Below are 18,445 nucleotides of genomic sequence, written 5' to 3' on the forward strand. Positions count from 1 at the left end.
ACATGCTGATCGACTTCTTCTATCACCTCCGGGCGCACAAGCTGCCGGTCTCGGTCAAGGAATACCTGACGCTGGTGGACGCCTTGCGCCAGGACCTGATGTCGCCCACGCTGGACGAGTTCTACTTCCTGGCGCGCGCCACGCTTGTCAAGGACGAATCGCTCTACGACCGCTACGACAAGGCGTTTGGCGCGTACTACCGCGGCATCGAGGCCGCGTTGCCCGCAGGCAAGGAGATCCCGCTCGACTGGCTCATCAAGCAGTTCGAAAAAAGCCTGTCGCCCGAAGAAAAGGCCGCCATCGAAAAGCACGGCTGGGACAAGCTCATGGAGCTCTTCAAGGAGCGCATGGATGAGCAGAAGGAGCGCCACGCGGGTGGCAGCAAATGGATCGGCACGGGTGGCACCTCGCCCTTCGGCAACGGCGGCTATCACCCCGAAGGCATCCGCGTGGGCGGCGCATCGGCCGGCAACCGCACGGCGGTCAAGGTCTGGGACATGCGCCAGTTCAAGGACTACGACGACCAGGTCGAACTGGGCACGCGCAACTTCAAGGTGGCATTGCGCCGCCTGCGCCGCTTCGCGCGCCAAGGCGCCGATCTGGAACTGGACCTGGACGACACCATCGCCAGCACCGCGCGCAACGCCGGCCATCTGGACCTGCGCATGGTCCCGGAACGCCACAACACGGTGAAAGTGCTGATGCTGCTGGACGTGGGCGGCAGCATGGACGACCACATCGGCCGCGTCGAGGAACTGTTTTCGGCGGCCCGCAGCGAGTTCCGCAACCTCGAGGTCTATTACTTCCACAACTGCCCGTACGAAAGCCTGTGGCAGAGCAACCGCCGGCGCCAGAACGAGCGCTTCGACACCTGGGACGTACTGCGCAAGTACAACCCGGACTGGCGCCTGATCATCGTGGGCGACGCCACCATGAGTCCCTACGAGATCCTTCAGCCCGGGGGCTCGGTCGAACACTACAACAAGGAACCCGGCGCCGAATGGATGCGCCGGTTGCTGGACGCCTGGCCCAAGTCGGTGTGGCTGAACCCCGAGCCCACGGCTTCCTGGCAGTACCGCCAGTCCATTGCCTTGATGCGCGACATCATGCAGGACCGCATGTATCCCGTGACTGTCGCCGGGCTGGAGCAGGCGATGCGGATGCTGTCGAAGTAGAGGCCGAGGGCGCCAGCCGCCGATCTCAGCCGTCGACCGGGTTTTCCGGCGTGTTAAGCGTCAGCTGATAAAAGGCCAGGTCGAGCCAGCGGCCGAATTTGAAGCCGGCCTCGCGGATGGTGCCGGCATGCACGAACCCCAGCTTTTCATGCAGCCGGATGCTGCCCTGATTGGACGCATCGATGCCGCCGACCATGACGTGCACGCCATCGGCGCGCGCCCGTTCGATCAGGAGGCCCATCATCGCCTCGCCCAGGCCGCGCCCGCGAAAGCGCCCGTCCACGTAGACGGAATGCTCGACCGAATACTTGAACGCCGGAAACGCGCGGAACGTGCCGTAGGTCGCGAACGCCATCAATTCGCCGTCTTCGTTTTCCAGACCCAAGACCGGAAATCCGCCCTGCTCCTTGGCCTGGAACCAGCCCTGCATGGCCTCGCGCGGCCGCGGCTTGTAGTCGTACAGCGCGGTGGAGTTCGCGATGGCGTCATTGAAAATGGCCAGGATCTGGTCGGCGTGGCGCGCGTGCGTGCACAGGACCAGGGTGCAGCCTTGCGGGGCGCGGAGTTCGGCGGGCGTTGTCATGGCCAGGATTTTAGCGACCGGGCCGGGCGCCGCCTACCGGCGTAAACGGGGCACAGGGCGAAAAAAAACCGGCGATGTCGCCGGTTCAGTGAAATGTTGCCGCTTCTGGCCACTCTCAGGCGGCGCGGCTCTCCACAGATCGATGCGCGCCGTTTCCCGCATGGCGCAAACCCGGGCACTGCCGCCATGCCAATTCGTCGGCGTCCATGTCCAGGTCGAACAAATCTTGCGCGGCGGGCCACGGATGGGAGCGCGCGGTGGCGCCCTCCATTTCAAGCACATGGCCGGCAAATCCGCGAGGCGATCCGCCGCACTCCGCGAAATACCGCTGGGAACTCAGGTCCACCACGTAGGTGGTCATGTCATGGGTCAATATGGCCACGTATTGGCCGTCATCACTGGCATAAGCGTACTGAAACTGTCCTTTGATGCCGTCGCCATTCAGGGCATTGCCGGTCAGTTGGGACAAGGCACGCGTGACGATCTCGGTCAGCATGGGTCGTTCCTCCGTAGAATGCGCCAGCAGGATGCCGGCGGCGAAGGCGCGAACGACAAGCACCGGCGCCGCGCTGCGGCGGCGTCTGGCGTTGGACGGGAAGCCGGTAAAACGGCTGTCGCGCATCCCGTCGGCAACAGCGAATGCGTGCTTAAAAGCTTACACCCGCGACCGGAACCGATTCAAATCCCCTGGGAAATCAGGGTTGCTGCACCGCAGCATAAGACCCAATGCGGCTTCGCGCCGCTTATGCCGCTGCAAACACCGCAGCGTCTGGAGCGCCTCCCGCGTCGCGCCGGCGGCGCCACGCGTCACGCCCGATGCGGTACAGCACGTGGGCGCGCAAAGGATGGCCCGCCGGGACCGCCGGGTGGTCGAAGGGCTGCGGGTCGGCCACCATGCCCAGGCGGTCCATGACGGCGCGGGACCGCTGGTTATCCGTGGCGGTGAAGGCAACGATCTCATCCAGCGCGACCTGCTCGAAGCCCACGCCAAGGGCCGCGCCGGCCGCCTCGCTGGCGTAGCCCCGTCCCCAGAATGACTGCGCGAGACGCCAGCCGATTTCCACCCCCGGCGCAAAGGGCAACGCAGGCGCCAGCGGCTTGATACCCACGAAGCCGATGAAGGGCGCCACGCCGGGCGCTTCCACCGCCCAGAAGCCCCAGCCGTGCTCGTCGATGCCCGCGGCCAGCCTGTCGGCCAGCGCATCGCTTTCCTGGGGCGTGAGCGGCAGCAGGAACTGCGTCACTGTCGGGTCCGCGTTCAGGGCCGCAAAGGGCTTGCGATCGGAAGCCCGCCATTGCCGCAGCACCAGGCGGGGCGTTTGGACTTCGACGGTCAGGGACATAGGAATTTCCTCGGCATTGCGGCGGGCGCTTAAGCGATGCGGCGGCTTTGGCGGGAGGCCCGCCGCAGCGCCTGAACCATTGCCAACGTATACACTCCAACGGATTCTGCCATGCCAAAGGAATGATCCGCCATGCGCTTGTCCCTGTCGAAGCTGCCGCGCCCCCTGGGCGTGCTGCTGTTTTCCTCCTTCCTGGCCTTTCAGGCCGGAGCCGCCAGCCTGCCGGCCGGCGTCACGGAGGCCGCCTCGATCGAAGGCATCACCGAATACCGCCTGGCCAATGGCCTGCGGGTGCTCCTGGTACCCGACGAATCCAAGCCGTCCACCACGGTCAACATGACCTACCTGGTGGGCTCGCGCAACGAAAACTACGGCCAGACCGGCATGGCGCACCTCTTGGAACACATGCTGTTCAAGGGCACGTCCACCACGCGTAACGCGATGGGCGAGTTCTCGCGCCGCGGCCTGCAGGCCAACGGGTCGACTTCCAGCGACCGTACCAACTATTTCGCCAGCTTCGCGGCCAACCCCGAGACGCTGAAGTGGTATCTCGGCTGGCAGGCCGATGCGATGGTCAATTCGCTAATCGCCAAGGAAGACCTGGACTCGGAAATGACCGTGGTCCGCAATGAAATGGAAAGCGGCGAGAACAATCCTTTCCGCATCCTGATGCAGAAGATGCAGTCGGCGGCCTACCAGTGGCACAGCTACGGCAAGAACACGATCGGCGCCCGCTCGGACGTTGAAAACGTGGACATCGCGCAGTTGCGCGCCTTCTACCACGAGTACTACCAGCCCGATAACGCCGTGCTGATCGTGGCGGGCAAGTTCGACCCGCAGACGACGCTGGCGGACATCGAGGCCACGCTGGGCAAGCTGCCCAAGCCCGACCGCAAGCTGCCGCCGGAATACACGGTGGAACCGGCGCAGGACGGCGAGCGGTCGGTGACGCTGCGCCGCACGGGCGGCACGCCGCTGGTCGCGGCGATGTATCACATCCCCGCCGGCGCCAGCGCGGACTTCGTGCCGTTCGACCTGGCCACCACGATCCTGGCCGACACGCCGTCGGGCCGTCTGTACCATGCGCTGGTTCCGACCAAGCTGGCCTCGGGCGTGTTCGGGTTCACGATGGAAAATCTGGATCCGGGACTGGCGATGTTCGCCGCGCAACTGACGCCGGGCAAGGACCTGGACGCGGCCATGACGGCGCTGACGGGCACGCTGGAGTCGCTCGACAAAAAGCCGTTCACGCAGCAGGAGCTGGACCGCGCGCGCAGCAAGTGGCTGACCTCGTGGGAACAGACCTACAGCGACCCCGAACAAGTCGGCGTGGCACTATCTGAAGCGATCGCCGCGGGCGACTGGCGTCTCTTTTTCCTGCAGCGCGACCGCGCGCGCCAGGCCACGCTGGCCGAAGTGCAAAAGGCCGCGACGACCTATCTGGTGCAGAGCAACCGCATCGAAGGCCGCTACATCCCGACCGAAAAGCCGGTGCGCGCGCCCCAGACGCAGCGCGTGGACCTCACGGCGGTGTTCAAGGACTACAAGGGCGATCCGGACTTCAAGGCCGCCTCGGCGTTCGATCCCTCGCCGGCCAACATCGACAAGCTGACCAAGCGCACGACGCTAGACCTGCCCAATGGCCCGGTGAAACTGGCGCTGTTGCCCAAGGCCACGCGCGGCAGCCGCGTGCAGGCGCAGATGCTGATTCAATTCGGCAACGAAAAGGACCTGCTGGGCCAACGCGTGAATTCCAGCGCGGCCGCCGACCTGCTGCTGCGCGGCACGGACAAGCTGACGCGCCAGGACATTCAGGACCGTCTGGACAAGCTGCAGGCCGAGCTGGGCTTTAGCGGCGGCGGCACGACGCTGAAGGTAGCGATGTCGACCAAGGGCGAAAATCTGCCGGAGCTGACGGCGCTGGCGCTGGAGATCATCCGCAACGCCAGCTTCCCGAAGGAACAAGTCGAGGAATACCAGCGTCAGCTCGAGACCTCGATCCAGAACGCGATGACGGAGCCGTCGGCCCTGGCCAGCCGTACGCTGGCCCGCCACGACAATCCGTGGCCTGCCGACGACCTGCGTTACGTGCCGACGTTCGAGGAGTCGCTGGCCGGCGTGCGCGCGCTGAATCGCGAGGCACTGGCCAAGTTCCACGCGAAGTTCTACGGCGCGGGCGACATCGAGTTCTCGGCGGTGGGCGATTTCGAGCCGGAAGCGGTGGAAAAATCGCTGCGCGCGGGACTTGCCGGCTGGAAGAAGGCGCCGGCCTATACCCGCGTGCCAAACCCGTATCGCGACGTGCCGGCCAAGCAGTTCGACATCAATACGCCGGACAAGGCCAACGCGTTCTATCTGTCGCGCATGCCGCTGAAGCTGCAGGACACGGACGCGGATTATGCGGCGCTGTATCTGGCCAACTATCTGTTCGGCGCGTCGGAAACGTCGCGGCTGTGGAACCGGGTGCGCGAGACCGAAGGTCTGTCGTACAACGTGCGCAGCTCGCTGTCGGTGTCGTCGTTCGAACCTGCCGCAAGCTGGAGCATCTATGCGATCTACGCGCCGCAGAATCGCGAGCGCCTCGAGAAGGCAATCAATGAAGAACTGGCGCGGGTCCTGAAGGATGGCTTCTCGGACAAGGAAATCTCGGAGGGCATCACGGCGTTGCTGAACTACCGCAATCTGGCGCGCGCGCAGGACGATGTATTGGCTAGCACCTGGCTGGACTATCTGGAGCGTGGTCGCACGTTTGCGTGGTCGGCCGAGATGGACAAGAAGATCTCGGCCTTGACGCCAGAGGCGGTGAACGCCGCGCTGCGCAAGTACGTGCGTCCTGACGGATTCAGCACGGCGCTGGCAGGAGACTTCAAGAAGCCCTGACGCATTGCCAATTGCAAAACCCCTGCTTCGGCAGGGGTTTTTTTTGCATAGTGGATCTGTTCCCGTGGAGCAGGAAGGCGGGAAACGGATTCAACCATTCCATTGATGGGGATAATTTGTCGTCGTGAATCTATTACTCGGTTATTTGGAAAGATGTTTTCAAGGAATAAGGGTTTATCCCAGGTGCGATGACGAGGACAATTCAGTTCATCGGGAACAGCAAACGAACACGACGGAGCGCCGCCGGATTCGGTCCCCATTTACGACGAATTGGAGGTCTCATCATGAAAACCCTAGCCACTACCCTTTTCCTATCCCTGGCCCTGGCCGGTGTCGGCGCACAAGCCGCCGGCGTCGAGCAAGCAAAGAGCAGCGCCCAGGTGGCGACTGAACTGCACGAAGCGAAAGTCAGCGGCCAGTACACCTTCGGCGAGCTGGACTATCCGCCCGCCCTGCCCCAAAAGACCAGCCTGAGCTCGCAGGAAGTGCAAGCCCAGCTGCAACAGGCCAAGGTCAGCGGCCAATACACGTTCGGCGAATTGCAGTACCCGCCGGTCGCCGCCGCCACGGGCGCCGCGAAGTCGCGCGCCGATGTCCAGCAGGAACTGGCGCAAGCGAAGGCCAGCGGTCAATACACGTTCGGCGAGCTCGAATACCCGCCGATCAGCCGGTGAGCTGCTTGCTGTAGCCCGGCCGGCCTCGGGCGGCATCATGGCCTGAGGCCGGTATTTTCGGCATACAGCGGCGGTGGAAGTAGCAGTAGTAGTTGTTGTAGTTGAAGTTGCACTAGTTGAAGTTGCACTAGTTGAAGTTGCAGTAGTTGCAGTTGTAGTTGAGGTAGCAGTTGAAGTTGCTGTGATGTAGTTGCAGTCAGCAGTTGAAGTTCGCAGTTGAAGTTTGCAGTTGCTGTATTAGTAGTTGCAGTAGCAGTAGTGAAGAGGCCGTGGCGATGCGTCGCGGTCTCTTTTTTTTGTCGGTTCAGGACTGGCAGGGATCTGGGTTCTTGACGTGCCCCCGGAATATCCGTACAGGTCAAAACTAGAGGTATGGTTGCTTCTCAGCGCCCCGAACGGGGCGAGGAGGAGCCATGAAACGGTCGAGATTTACCGAAGAGCAGATCACGTATGCGCTGCGACTGGCAGATAGCGGTACGCCGGTGGTCGACGTCTGTCGGCAGCTTGGTGTGTCCGAGGCGACCTTCTATACCTGGAAGAAGAAGTACGCCGACTTCGGTGTAAGCGAACTGCGTAAGCTCAAGCAGCTCGAGGATGAGAACGCACGGCTGCGGCGCATCGTCGCTGATCTGACACTGGACAAGCAGATCCTGCAGGAGGTGGTGCGAAAAAAAGTCTGAAGGCCGCCAAGCGGCGCGAGCTGGCGGCTTGGATGCACGAGCGCTTCCAGATCAGCGTGCAGCGCGCCTGCGCACTGGCGTTGCTGCAACGGTCGACCTGGTACGCCAAGAGCCATGCGCGGGACCAAAGCGCGCTGCGTCAGCGCATTCGCGACATTGCCCTGAGTCGTCCGAGGTTCGGCTACCGGCGCGTGTTAGTGATGCTGCAACGCGAAGGCTGGAACGTAGGCAAGAAGCGCGTGTATCGCCTTTACAGCCTGGAAGGCTTGCAACTGCGAATGAAGGTCAAACGTCGCAAGCGCATTGCGCTACTTCGGGGCAAGCCACCGGTGCCAACCGGGCCGAACCAGCACTGGAGCATGGATTTCGTTCATGATCAGATGCTCGATGGGCGCAGCGTTCGCATCTTGACCGTCATCGATCAATGGAGTCGCGAGAGTGTGTGTCTAGAGGCCAACTTTCGGCAAACGGGCCGGGGCGTCGGTCAGGCACTGGACCGGTCTGCGGTTCTGCGCGGCTGGCCCAAGGCGATCACCGTCGATAACGGAACGGAATTTACGTCTCGGGCGTTAGACGACTGGGCATACCGACACGGCATCAAACTCGATTACACACGCCCAGGCAAGCCGACGGATAATGGGCTCATCGAGTCGTTCAACGGTCGATTGCGTGATGAATTCCTGAATGTGCATGAATTCATCACGTTGCACGACCTGCAGCAAAAACTGCGAGCTTGGCAGGACGATTACAACCATCACCGTCCTCACGGTTCACTCGGCCATCTGACCCCGAGTGAGTACGTTCAAAAGTGGTCAGCGCAACCCAAAGAGGCAGCCACTTTCCAGTTTTGAACTGTCCAATTTGTGGGGGAAGGTCAGAGGCAGCCACTTTCCAGTTTTGAACTGTCCAATTTGTGGGGGAAGGTCATTCTTTTAGCGCCCGGCGCGGGGGAGTGTCCGGATTTTTGTGTGCAGGCCTATGATGGTTTTCAAGGAGACCGACCATGGCACGCACCCCGAAGTCCGCGAAGCAGTCCAGCAAGCCGGCGCTGCCGGCCAGTGCTGAGCGGTTACTCGATGAGCTTGTAACCGGACCGATGACGGCTGAGGCGGTCCAGGACACGTTCATGCTGCTGAAGAAGGCGTTGATTGAACGGGCGCTGGGCGCCGAGCTGGGTCAGCACCTGGGATATCCGGCAGGACAGGCCCGTCCCGAGGCGTCCAGCAACCAGCGCAACGGCAAGAGCCGCAAGACGGTATTGACCGATGACGGGCCCCTGAAGCTCGATATCCCGCGTGATCGGGACGGCAGCTTCGCCCCGATCCTGATCCCCAAGCACGCCCGGCGTTTTACGGGGTTCGATGACAAGATCATCGCGATGTACGCCCGAGGCATGAGCGTGCGCGAGATCCGGGCATTTCTGGACGAGCAATACGGCACTGATGTGTCGCCGGAATTCATCAGCTCGGTGACCGATGAAGTCATGGAAGAGGTGCAGGCCTGGCAGAACCGGCCGCTGGATCCGATGCTGCCGGTGGTGTTCTTCGACGCACTACGGGTCAAGATCCGGGATGAAGGCCTGGTTCAGAACAAGGCGGTATATCTGGCGCTGGGCGTGCTGCCGGATGGCTCACGCGAGATTCTAGGCCTGTGGATCGAGACCACTGAAGGCGCCAAGTTCTGGATGCGGGTGTTCAACGACCTTAAAACGCGAGGCGTGCAGGACATCCTGATCGCGGTCACCGACGGTTTAAAAGGGATGCCGCAGGCGCTAGAGGTCGTGTTCCCGGCCAGGACGCTGCAGACCTGCATCGTGCACCTGATCCGCAACAGTCTGAGCTACGCGGGCTGGAAGGAGCGGCGCACCATCGCCGCGGCACTGCGCCCGATCTACGCCGCCGTGAACGCTCAGGCCGCGCAAGAGGCGCTCGATGAGTTCGCTGCGAGCCCATGGGGACTGAAATACCCCATGATCGTCAAGGCCTGGAAGGACGCGTGGGAGCAGGTCATCCCATTCTTCGTGTTCCCGCCCGCGATCCGCCGCGTGATCTACACGACCAATGCGATAGAGAGCGTAAACGCGCAGCTTCGCAAGATCATCAAAACGCGCGGCCACTTCCCCACCGACGATGCAGCCATTAAGCTGCTCTGGCTGGCGCTCAGAAACATCGCCGTCAAATGGGGATCGGCCACACACCATTGGACCGAGGCCATGCAGCAGTTCGCCGTCCTCTATGAGGAACGATTTACCCGGCCCCGTATCGACTCACAGCCGGCGGGCTAGCTAATGATGCAACGTCAGAGCAAATGCCTAGAACACAAAAATTCTGACACTCCCCGGCGCGGCCACGGCGCCCGGCGCGCGGGGCCACGATTGCGGTCCGGAGCCTTCGCTCCGGACTTCCCCTGCCTCATCCTCGTCATCGCCTACGGCGATTCCTTCGGATTCCGTTGGGCTTATCGACGCCCCACGCACCGGGCACCGCAGCCACACCGGGCTCGCGGTGTCGGAAACAAGACGGGCGTCGGGGCGGGTGGTTTGCTTGGCGTTTTTTTCGCGGTTTTGGTGGTTCGGAAGATCTTGCCGGCCCGCGCTGCGTCGGCCGCGCGGGCGGCCTCGCAGCGCTTACGTGATGTGGTTCGGTTTCGGGTGCTCGCTGCGCGCGGAGGGCAAGCCGCGGGAAGCCGGATCTGAGTATGGGGTGGCTGTATCTGGCGGCAGTGGCAAGTGAATGCAGCGGGTTGGCAGCGGGTGGCTCCGGCATCCGCATTCCGCATATCCGTAATTTTTAGAAACCCTTCGATTTCTTGGCTATTTGGAAGGTGGTTTCATGCGTGCGGGTTTATTCGGGTTTCTTACGGTGCGCCGCATCAGCCCTCTTGCTATGTACTGGGCCGTGAGGCAGCGACGCCAGACTCGATCTCTCTTAAAACAAACTGGAGCTCTCACACATGAAAATTCTGGCCACCACGCTGTTCTTTTCCCTGGCCCTGGCCAGCACCGGCGCGCATGCGGCGGGCGCTGGACACGGGAAGTCCGGCTCTCAGGTCGCGGCCGAGTTGCAGGAAGCCAAGCTGACCGGCCAGTACACGTTTGGCGAAATGGACTATCCCGCCGCATTGCCCCGCACCTCCGGCCTGACCGAACAGGAAGTGCGAGCCGAGCTTCAACAAGCCAAGGCCAATGGCGAATACACCTTTGGCGAACTGGATTACCCGCCGGTCGCTCGATAAGCAGCCGGATGTGGGCGGGCCGATATCGACAGGCCCGAAAAAAAAGCCGCGACTCTCGTCGCGGCTTTTTTGCTGAAGATCGGCTTGCTCAGCTGAAGAATTCCTTGACGCGGTCCGTCCAGGATTTGCTTTGCGGCGAGTGGCGGTCGCCGCCGTCGTTCAACGACGCTTCGAACTGGCGCAGGATGTTCTTTTGGTCTTCGCTCAGGCGCACCGGCGTTTCCACCACGACGTGGCAGTAGAGGTCACCGGGGTAGCTGCCGCGCACGCCGCGGATGCCCTTGCCGCGCAGGCGGAAGGTCTTGCCGGACTGGGTGCCTTCGGGGATGGAGATCTCGGCCTTGCCGCCCAGCGTGGGCACCTGGAGTTCGCCGCCCAATGCCGCCGTGGTGAACGGGATGGTCAGCTCGCAGTGCAGGTCGTCGCCGTCGCGCTGGAAGATCTTGTGCTGCTTGATGTGGATTTCCACATACAAGTCGCCCGGAGGGCCGCCATTGATGCCGGGTTCGCCATTGCCGCTGGAGCGGATGCGCATGCCGTCGTCGATGCCGGCCGGGATCTTGACCTGGAGGGTCTTGTTGCGGCGGATGCGGCCGACGCCGTCGCAGGACGGGCACGGGTCCGTGATTTCCTTGCCGTTGCCGTGGCAGGTCGGGCAGGTTTGCTGGACGCTGAAGAAACCTTGCTGCATGCGCACGGCGCCCGAGCCGCCGCAGGTGCGGCAGGTCTTGGGCGAGGTGCCGGGCTTGGCGCCGGAGCCGTGGCAGGTGTCGCAGTTTTCCCAGCTGGGGACGCGGATTTCCGTGTCGAAACCGGCGGCTGCCTGTTCGAGGGTGATTTCCAGCGCGTATTTGAGGTCGGCACCGCGGTACACCTGGGGACCTCCGCCGCGACGCCCGCCGCCGCCGCCGCCGAAGATTTCGCCAAAGATGTCGCCGAACGCGTCGGCGAAACCGCCGCCCATGCCCGCGCCGCCCATGCCGGCGGCATTGGGGTCGACGCCGGCGTGACCGTAGCGGTCGTACGCGGCGCGCTTTTGCTCATCGCCCAGGACCTCGTAGGCTTCCTTGGCTTCCTTGAACTTCTCTTCGGCTTCTTTGCTGTCCGGATTGCGGTCCGGATGGTATTTCATGGCCAGCTTTCGATAGGCCTTCTTGAGATCGTCGTCCGAGGCGTTTTTTGCCACGCCCAAGACGTCGTAATAGTCGCGTTTTGCCATGATCCGTGGGCTCGAAACCGAGCCTTCTTTTCAGTGCTACAGAATGAGTTCGCCCGGTAGGCGGATTTCTCCGGCTACCGGGCGGCAGAGGCAGGTCAGCGCCCGGCCATTATTGGTCGCGCTTGACTTCCTTGAAGTCGGCGTCGACGACGTTGTCGTCCACCGGCTTCGCGTTGTCGGCCGCTTGCTGCTGGCCGGCGGCTTGCTGCGCCTGCATGTCGGCGTACATCTTTTCGCCGAGCTTTTGCGATGCGGTCGACAGGGCTTCCACCTTGGCGTCGATCGCGGCCTTGTCGCCTTCCTTCAGCGTGTCTTCCAAGTCCTTGATGGCGGCTTCGATGCTTTCCTTTTCGGAAGCTTCGAGCTTGTCGCCGTACTCGGTCAACGACTTGCGGGTGGCATGCACCAGCGCATCGGCCTGGTTACGCGACTGGGCCAGTTCGGCAACGCGGTGATCTTCCTCGGCGTTGGCCTCGGCATCCTTGACCATGCGCTGGATCTCGTCTTCCGACAGACCCGAGTTGGCCTTGATGGTGATCTTGTTTTCCTTGCCGGTGCCCTTGTCCTTGGCGGACACGTGCAGGATGCCGTTGGCGTCGATGTCGAACGTGACTTCGATCTGCGGCATGCCGCGCGGCGACGGCGGGATACCTTCGAGGTTGAACTCGCCCAGGGCCTTGTTGCCCGCAGCGATTTCGCGCTCGCCCTGGAACACCTTGATCGTCACGGCCGGCTGGTTGTCGTCGGCGGTCGAGAACGTCTGCGAGAACCGGGTCGGGATCGTGGTGTTCTTCTGGATCATCTTGGTCATGACGCCGCCCAGGGTTTCGATACCCAGGGACAACGGCGTGACGTCCAGCAGCAGCACGTCCTTGCGGTCGCCCGACAGCACGGAGCCCTGAATGGCGGCGCCAGCGGCGACGGCTTCATCGGGGTTCACGTCCTTGCGCGGATCCTTGCCGAAGAATTCCTTCACCTTTTCCTGAACCTTGGGCATGCGGGTCATGCCGCCGACCAGGATCACGTCGTCGATGTCGGAGACCTTCACGCCGGCGTCCTTGATGGCGACGCGGCAGGGCTCGATCGTGCGTTCGATCAGTTCTTCGACCAGCGCTTCCAGCTTGGCACGCGTGATCTTCAGGTTCAAGTGCTTGGGACCGGAGGCATCAGCCGTGATGTACGGCAGGTTGATTTCGGTCTGCTGCGCGGACGACAGTTCGATCTTGGCCTTTTCGGCGGCTTCCTTCAGGCGTTGCAGCGCCAGCACGTCCTTGGACAGGTCAACGCCTTGTTCCTTCTTGAACTCGGCAATGATGTAGTCGATGATGCGCTGGTCGAAGTCTTCGCCGCCCAGGAAGGTGTCGCCGTTGGTCGACAGCACTTCGAACTGCTTTTCGCCGTCCACGTCGGCGATTTCGATGATGGACACGTCGAACGTGCCGCCGCCCAGGTCATAGACAGCGATCTTGCGGTCGCCCTTTTCGGTCTTGTCCAGGCCGAACGCCAGCGCCGCGGCGGTGGGTTCGTTGATGATGCGCTTGACTTCCAGGCCCGCGATGCGGCCGGCGTCCTTGGTGGCCTGGCGCTGGCTGTCGTTGAAGTAGGCGGGCACGGTGATGACGGCCTCGGTCACTTCTTCGCCCAGGTAGTCCTCGGCGGTCTTCTTCATCTTGCGCAGCACGTCAGCCGACACTTGGGGAGGCGCCATCTTCTTGCCGCGCACTTCAACCCAGGCGTCGCCGTTGTCGGCCTTGACGATGGCGTAGGGCATCAGGTTGATGTCCTTCTGCACTGCCTTTTCTTCGAACTTGCGACCAATCAGGCGCTTCACGGCGTAGAGCGTGTTGCGCGGGTTGGTCACGGCCTGGCGCTTGGCAGGCGCGCCGACCAGAGTCTCGCCGTCATCCATGTAAGCAACGATGGAGGGGGTGGTGCGAGCACCTTCGGCGTTTTCGATGATCTTGACCTGCCCGCCGTCCATGACAGCCACGCAGCTGTTGGTCGTTCCCAGGTCAATGCCAATAATCTTGCTCATGGTGGGTTACCTTGATTATTAAATCTATGAAAAATTGGGGAAAACTGCTTGTCCCCCCATAACTGGGGCTGCCCAAAGGGTTTTTCAAGACGCCGGGCTGGAATTTTCGGCGCCCGATTCCTGCAGGCGGTGGATCGCCGCCGTGAACTGGGGCAATCCGGGCCAGCCGGTGATGCGCCCCAGGCGCTTGCCGGACCGGTACAGCACAAAAGTGGGGACGCCATGCAACGAAAAGCGGCGTCCCAGCGGCTCATCCGCATAGACATCGGCTTCGAACCACGTCAGGCCAAGCCCTACCAGCGTTTCCTGGTGCAGCAGCGCCGCCTGTTTGAACAGATTGCAGTTGTAGCAATCCTGGCCCCACAGGAAGACACAGCGCAGGTCCGCCCCGGGCGCTTGCACCACGGCCGCATCGAATCCCGCGGTGTCGACATGGCGCATGCCGAACACCCGGAATACCTGGGCCGGGTCAAAGCGCGGGTCGGTCATGGTGGGACGCGGTTCAGCCCTGGCCGGCCGACACGACCACCAGCGCCGGGCGCAGGGTACGGTCGGCAATCACATAGCCCTTCTGCAGCAGTTGCACCACCGTGTTGGCGGGCTGCTCGTTGGGAATGGACGAAATGGCCTGGTGCTGGTGCGGATCGAACTTGTCGCCCTGGGCCGGCGCGATTTCCTTGAGCAGATTGCGCTCGAACGCGGCGGCAAGCTGCTTGAGGGTGACTTCGACGCCTTCGCGCAGGGTTTCGACCGTCTGATCGGGCTGGGCCAGGGCAGCTTCCAGGCTGTCCTTGACCGGAACCAGGCTTTCGGCGAACGACTCGATGCCGAACTTGCGCGCCTTGGATACTTCTTCCTGGGCGCGGCGGCGCACGTTTTCGGCTTCGGCTTGCACACGCAGAAGCTGGTCGTGCTGCTCGTTGACGGTAGCCTGGGCGGCGTCCAATTGGGCGCGCAACTCGTTCAGCTCGGCCTGCGCGGCGTCCTGGGCGGCGGGAGCCGCATCGGCGCTCTGGCCGACTTCGGGCGCCTGGTCAGCAGGCTCGTGGGGTGCCGTCATGGGGAATCCTCCAAAAAGAATGGCTTTCGCAGACATGAATGGGGGCCAATACCCCTAATTCAAGCCCGGTTAAGCGAAATATTCCCCGGGGCGCGGCCCGAAGGCCGGGCGCCCGCTGACCGAACGGCTACTTCTTGCTGGGCTGGGCGGGGGCCACGGGGTCGCTGGCCGGAAAACTTTCCTTCAGCGCGCGGTCCACGCGCTTGTCATCGGCGTCCGGATCCGATGGAATCGCGACCGGGTCGCTGGCCGGGAAGGTATCGGCCAGGGCCTCGTCCAGGTCATGTTCGACGCGGTCCTCGTCGACGGGAGTGGTGACTTTGCCCTTCTTGACCGTCTTTCCAGTCTTGGGATCATGGTGCATGCGCCTTCTCCTTCAAGTCCGTGGCTGCTGGTATCCACCCCTGCAAGTTTCGTTCCACCAGACTGGACAGCCCCGCGATCCAGGCCGGGTCGTCATTGATGGCAGGAATGTAACGGAACTGTTTGCCCCCCGCCTCGAGAAAGGCGTCGCGGCATTCCAGGCTGATTTCTTCCAGGGTTTCCAGACAGTCTGCCACAAATCCCGGGCACACCACATCGACCTCCGTGACGCCGGAGGCCGCCAGGGCCTTCAGGGTCGGCTCGGTATAGGGCTCCAGCCAGCGGGCCGATCCGAACCGGCTCTGGAAGGTCACTTCGATCTGGTCGCGGGGCAGGGACAGCCGCTGCGCCAGGAGCCGGGCGGTTTCCATGCAGTCGCGGTAGTAGGGATCGCCCAGTTCGATGGAGTAGCGCGGCAGGCCGTGAAAGCTCATGACGAGTTTCTGCGGCTTGCCATGCTCGGCCCAGTAGCGCTCGATGCGCGCGGCGAGCGGATCCAGGTAGGCGGGCTCGTCGTGAAAACGCTTGATGAAGCGCATCTCCGGCTGATCGCGCAGCTTGCCCATGTAGCGGGTGACCGCGTCGACCACGGTGGCGGTGGTGCTGGCGGCGTACTGGGGATACAGCGGCACCGTCAGGATGCGCTCGCAGCCCTGATTGCGCATATTTGCGATCACCTGGGGGATGGAGGGGTTGCCATAGCGCATGCCCAGCTCGACCACGGCATCCACGCCGGCCGCCTGCAGGGCGGCGCGAACGCCGTCGGTCTGGCGTTGGCTGTAGACCATCAGGGGCGAGCCGCCCTCCATCCAGATGCCGGCGTAGCGCGGCTCCAGCCGCTTGGGCCGGCGCACGAGCACGATCCCGTGCAGAATGGGCTTCCAGAGATAGCGCGGGATTTCGATGACGCGCGGGTCGGAGAGGAATTCGCCGAGATACTTGCGGATGTCCTTGGGCGACGTCGTGTCGGGGGTGCCCAGGTTGACGAGCAGCACGCCGACCTTGCCGGGCACGCGCGGCGGCGGATCCTCGTTGAAGGGGTCTTCTTGGTGGGGCTCAGGAAGGTAGCGCTCAGGCCAGAGATACTTGAACAGGCGAAGAAACACAAAAACTCCCCTTCCTCCGCAAGGAGGATGTAGCTTTGAATGGGACTACTGGTTGTGGCTGAGGGCGTTGGACAGCAGGCGCGCTGTGATGTCCACGATGGGTATGACACGCTCGTAGGCCATGCGGGTCGGACCGATGACACCCAGGGTGCCGACCACCTTGCCGTCCACGCCGTAAGGCGCCGTGATGACGGAGACGTCTTCCAATGGCACCAGTTGCGAATCGCCGCCGATGTAGATCTGCACGCCCTGCGCGCGGCTCGAGACGTCCAGCAATTGCAGCAGATCGGTTTTTTTCTCGAACAGCGAAAACATCTTGCGCAGCCGGTCCATGTCGGACGCGATGTCGGTGACGTCCAGCAGCTTGCGTTCGCCCGATATGACCACGGCATCGCCGTCCTCGGCGGCTTCGGCGCTGGCCTCGACGGCGGCCTGCATCAGGCGCGAGATGTCTTCCCGCAACTGGGCCAGCTCGGTCGACAACGTCTGGCGCACGGCATTGAACGACTTGCCGGCGAAGTGCATGTTGAAGAAGTTGCCGGCTTCCAGGAGCTCGGATTCGGAGTAATCCCGCTGGACGAAAAGGATGCGGTTCTGCACGTCGCCATCGGGCGTCACGATGATGAGCAGGACACGCTTGTCGGACAGGCGGATGAATTCGATCTGCCGGAACACCTGCGCCCGCTTGGGCGTGAGGACCACGCCGGCGAACTGCGTCAGGTTGGACAGCAGCGCCGCGGCCGCATTGACGGCGCGGGTAGGTTCGGCGGCCGAGAGCATTTCGCCCATGTTGTGCGGCTGCAGCTGGTACGACTGCACCGACAGCAGCGAATCGACGAACATGCGGTATCCGCGCGGCGTGGGAACACGGCCGGCGGAGGTGTGCGGACTGTGGATCAGTCCCAGCTCTTCCAGGTCCGCCATGACATTGCGGATGGTGGCCGGAGACAAGTCAAAGACTTTAGATAGCGTCCGCGAGCCGACTGGCTGCCCATCGGCGATGTAGCGTTCTATCAACGCTTTCAGTAAAGCGCGTGCGCGGTCATCCATAGCGGCTATTTTAGGGAATCTTTTCAGGTTGAGGCGATTTTTGTCCCGCAACACAATATACGGCCCCATATAATCGGCTAATTGGCCCATTCTGGGCATGTTCAGCTTTGCGGTTTCGCCCTTTTCATTCCTACGCAGCCATGCATTTTCCTATAGTCGCCCTGATCGGCAGATACCAGGACACCGGCCTGGACACACCGCTGAGAGCACTTGCGCACGCGCTGACGCAGGCGGGCCGCCATGTGCTGATCGATGCGGACACGGCGCGCAATACCGGGCTGACCGAATACCCCATCGCCACGCTCGAGGAAATCGGCAAGACCGCCTCGCTCACCGTGGTCATGGGCGGCGACGGCACCGTGCTGGGCGCCAGCCGCCATCTCGCGCCCTACGGCATGCCGCTGATCGGCATCAACCACGGGCGCCTGGGCTTCATCACCGACATCGCCCTGCAGGACGCGCACGCGGCGCTCGCCCGGGTGCTCGAAGGCAGCTTCCAGATCGAAGACCGCATGCTGCTCGAAGGCAGCGTGTGGCGCGGCGACCAGAAGATGTATTCCGCGTCGGCCTTGAACGACGTGGTCCTGAACCGCGCGGGCCGCGGCGGCATGATCGAGGTCCGGGTCGAACTTGACGGCGCCTTCATGTATACGCAGCGCGCCGACGGCCTGATCATCGCCACGCCCACCGGCTCCACGGCCTATGCGCTGTCGGCCAATGGCCCCATCCTGCACCCGGGCATGAACGCCATGGTGCTGGTGCCGGTGGCGCCGCAAACGCTGTCGAACCGGCCCATCGTCATCCCGGACACCGGCGTGCTCAACATGACGCTCACGGCCATGGGCCGCGTCGAAGTCGGCGCCAGCGTGCACTTCGACATGCAGACCTGGTCCGACCTGCAACCGGGCGACCGCATCGTCGTGCAGCGCGCGCCCTACACCATCCGATTCGTGCATCCCGAAGGCTACAGCTTCTTTTCCACCCTGCGCCGCAAACTGCACTGGAACCTGATGCCCGAAGCCTCCGACAACGTAGAGTAATTA

At 63.0% G+C, this 18,445-nt stretch carries 17 protein-coding genes; 7 read left to right on the forward strand and 10 right to left on the reverse strand.

Annotated elements, in window-relative coordinates:
* Positions 1 to 2: 2 nt before the first annotated feature.
* Positions 3 to 1,175, forward strand: a complete 1,173-nt coding sequence (locus tag FBY20_RS05735; protein ID WP_056321305.1) for a VWA domain-containing protein — start codon at positions 3 to 5, stop codon at positions 1,173 to 1,175.
* 25 nt (positions 1,176 to 1,200) lie between these two features.
* Here FBY20_RS05735 and FBY20_RS05740 read toward each other — a convergent pair whose 3' ends face one another.
* The 3 genes from FBY20_RS05740 to FBY20_RS05750 all read right to left on the reverse strand — a co-directional run bounded on the left by FBY20_RS05740 (position 1,201) and on the right by FBY20_RS05750 (position 3,101).
* Positions 1,201 to 1,758, reverse strand: coding sequence for a GNAT family N-acetyltransferase (locus FBY20_RS05740; protein WP_056321301.1), 558 nt, complete (start codon positions 1,756 to 1,758; stop codon positions 1,201 to 1,203).
* Positions 1,759 to 1,873: 115 nt separating this feature from the next.
* Positions 1,874 to 2,254, reverse strand: coding sequence for a hypothetical protein (locus FBY20_RS05745; RefSeq protein WP_056322693.1), 381 nt, complete (start codon positions 2,252 to 2,254; stop codon positions 1,874 to 1,876).
* 247 nt (positions 2,255 to 2,501) lie between these two features.
* Positions 2,502 to 3,101, reverse strand: a complete 600-nt coding sequence (locus FBY20_RS05750) for a GNAT family N-acetyltransferase (protein ID WP_142050647.1) — start codon at positions 3,099 to 3,101, stop codon at positions 2,502 to 2,504.
* A gap of 132 nt (positions 3,102 to 3,233) precedes the next feature.
* Between FBY20_RS05750 and FBY20_RS05755 the strand changes: the two genes are divergently transcribed.
* From FBY20_RS05755 to FBY20_RS05775, 5 genes are all read left to right on the forward strand, one after another.
* Positions 3,234 to 5,981, forward strand: a complete 2,748-nt coding sequence (locus tag FBY20_RS05755; protein WP_142050650.1) for a pitrilysin family protein — start codon at positions 3,234 to 3,236, stop codon at positions 5,979 to 5,981.
* Positions 5,982 to 6,265: 284 nt separating this feature from the next.
* The gene (locus FBY20_RS05760; RefSeq protein ID WP_062840384.1) at positions 6,266 to 6,655 is read left to right on the forward strand and encodes a DUF4148 domain-containing protein; all 390 of its coding nucleotides are present in this window, start codon (positions 6,266 to 6,268) and stop codon (positions 6,653 to 6,655) included.
* A 413-nt stretch (positions 6,656 to 7,068) separates the two neighbouring features.
* A protein-coding gene (locus tag FBY20_RS05765) for an IS3 family transposase (RefSeq protein WP_255452252.1) occupies positions 7,069 to 8,186 on the forward strand; the annotation gives its coding sequence in 2 pieces (ribosomal slippage) (positions 7,069 to 7,330 and positions 7,330 to 8,186; 1,119 coding nt in all).
* 152 nt (positions 8,187 to 8,338) lie between these two features.
* Entirely contained in the window at positions 8,339 to 9,619 is a 1,281-nt protein-coding gene (locus FBY20_RS05770; protein ID WP_142050656.1) for an IS256 family transposase, read from the forward strand.
* A 668-nt stretch (positions 9,620 to 10,287) separates the two neighbouring features.
* On the forward strand, positions 10,288 to 10,569 hold the full coding sequence (locus FBY20_RS05775) for a DUF4148 domain-containing protein (RefSeq protein WP_142050659.1): 282 nt from the start codon (positions 10,288 to 10,290) through the stop codon (positions 10,567 to 10,569).
* An 88-nt stretch (positions 10,570 to 10,657) separates the two neighbouring features.
* On the opposite strand, the gene dnaJ is transcribed toward FBY20_RS05775, so the two are convergent.
* The 7 genes from dnaJ to hrcA form a co-directional block, all read right to left on the reverse strand.
* Positions 10,658 to 11,788 carry a molecular chaperone DnaJ gene (gene dnaJ, locus FBY20_RS05780; protein ID WP_056321287.1) on the reverse strand — a complete coding sequence of 377 codons (1,131 nt, stop codon included), beginning with the start codon at positions 11,786 to 11,788 and terminating at the stop codon, positions 10,658 to 10,660.
* 109 nt (positions 11,789 to 11,897) lie between these two features.
* Positions 11,898 to 13,823 carry a molecular chaperone DnaK gene (gene dnaK / locus FBY20_RS05785; RefSeq protein ID WP_056321286.1) on the reverse strand — a complete coding sequence of 642 codons (1,926 nt, stop codon included), beginning with the start codon at positions 13,821 to 13,823 and terminating at the stop codon, positions 11,898 to 11,900.
* 84 nt (positions 13,824 to 13,907) lie between these two features.
* A complete protein-coding gene (locus tag FBY20_RS05790; RefSeq protein ID WP_056321281.1) occupies positions 13,908 to 14,312 on the reverse strand; it encodes a thioredoxin family protein in 405 nt (134 codons plus the stop codon).
* A gap of 13 nt (positions 14,313 to 14,325) precedes the next feature.
* Positions 14,326 to 14,883 carry a nucleotide exchange factor GrpE gene (gene grpE, locus FBY20_RS05795; protein WP_056321280.1) on the reverse strand — a complete coding sequence of 186 codons (558 nt, stop codon included), beginning with the start codon at positions 14,881 to 14,883 and terminating at the stop codon, positions 14,326 to 14,328.
* A gap of 127 nt (positions 14,884 to 15,010) precedes the next feature.
* Positions 15,011 to 15,247 carry a hypothetical protein gene (locus tag FBY20_RS05800; protein WP_056321277.1) on the reverse strand — a complete coding sequence of 79 codons (237 nt, stop codon included), beginning with the start codon at positions 15,245 to 15,247 and terminating at the stop codon, positions 15,011 to 15,013.
* Positions 15,237 to 16,352 (reverse strand): ferrochelatase, encoded by a 1,116-nt coding sequence (hemH, locus tag FBY20_RS05805; RefSeq protein ID WP_056321275.1) that lies wholly within the window; start codon positions 16,350 to 16,352, stop codon positions 15,237 to 15,239. Before hemH ends, FBY20_RS05800 begins: the two co-directional genes overlap by 11 nt.
* Positions 16,353 to 16,397: 45 nt before the next feature.
* Positions 16,398 to 17,402 (reverse strand): heat-inducible transcriptional repressor HrcA, encoded by a 1,005-nt coding sequence (gene hrcA / locus FBY20_RS05810; protein ID WP_056321273.1) that lies wholly within the window; start codon positions 17,400 to 17,402, stop codon positions 16,398 to 16,400.
* A gap of 140 nt (positions 17,403 to 17,542) precedes the next feature.
* On the opposite strand from hrcA, the gene FBY20_RS05815 reads away from it, so the two are divergent.
* On the forward strand, positions 17,543 to 18,442 hold the full coding sequence (locus FBY20_RS05815) for an NAD kinase (protein WP_056321271.1): 900 nt from the start codon (positions 17,543 to 17,545) through the stop codon (positions 18,440 to 18,442).
* The last annotated feature ends 3 nt before the right edge of the window (positions 18,443 to 18,445 follow it).

The sequence above is a fragment of the Achromobacter sp. SLBN-14 genome, from assembly GCF_006715415.1.
Lineage (GTDB): Bacteria > Pseudomonadota > Gammaproteobacteria > Burkholderiales > Burkholderiaceae_B > Achromobacter > Achromobacter mucicolens.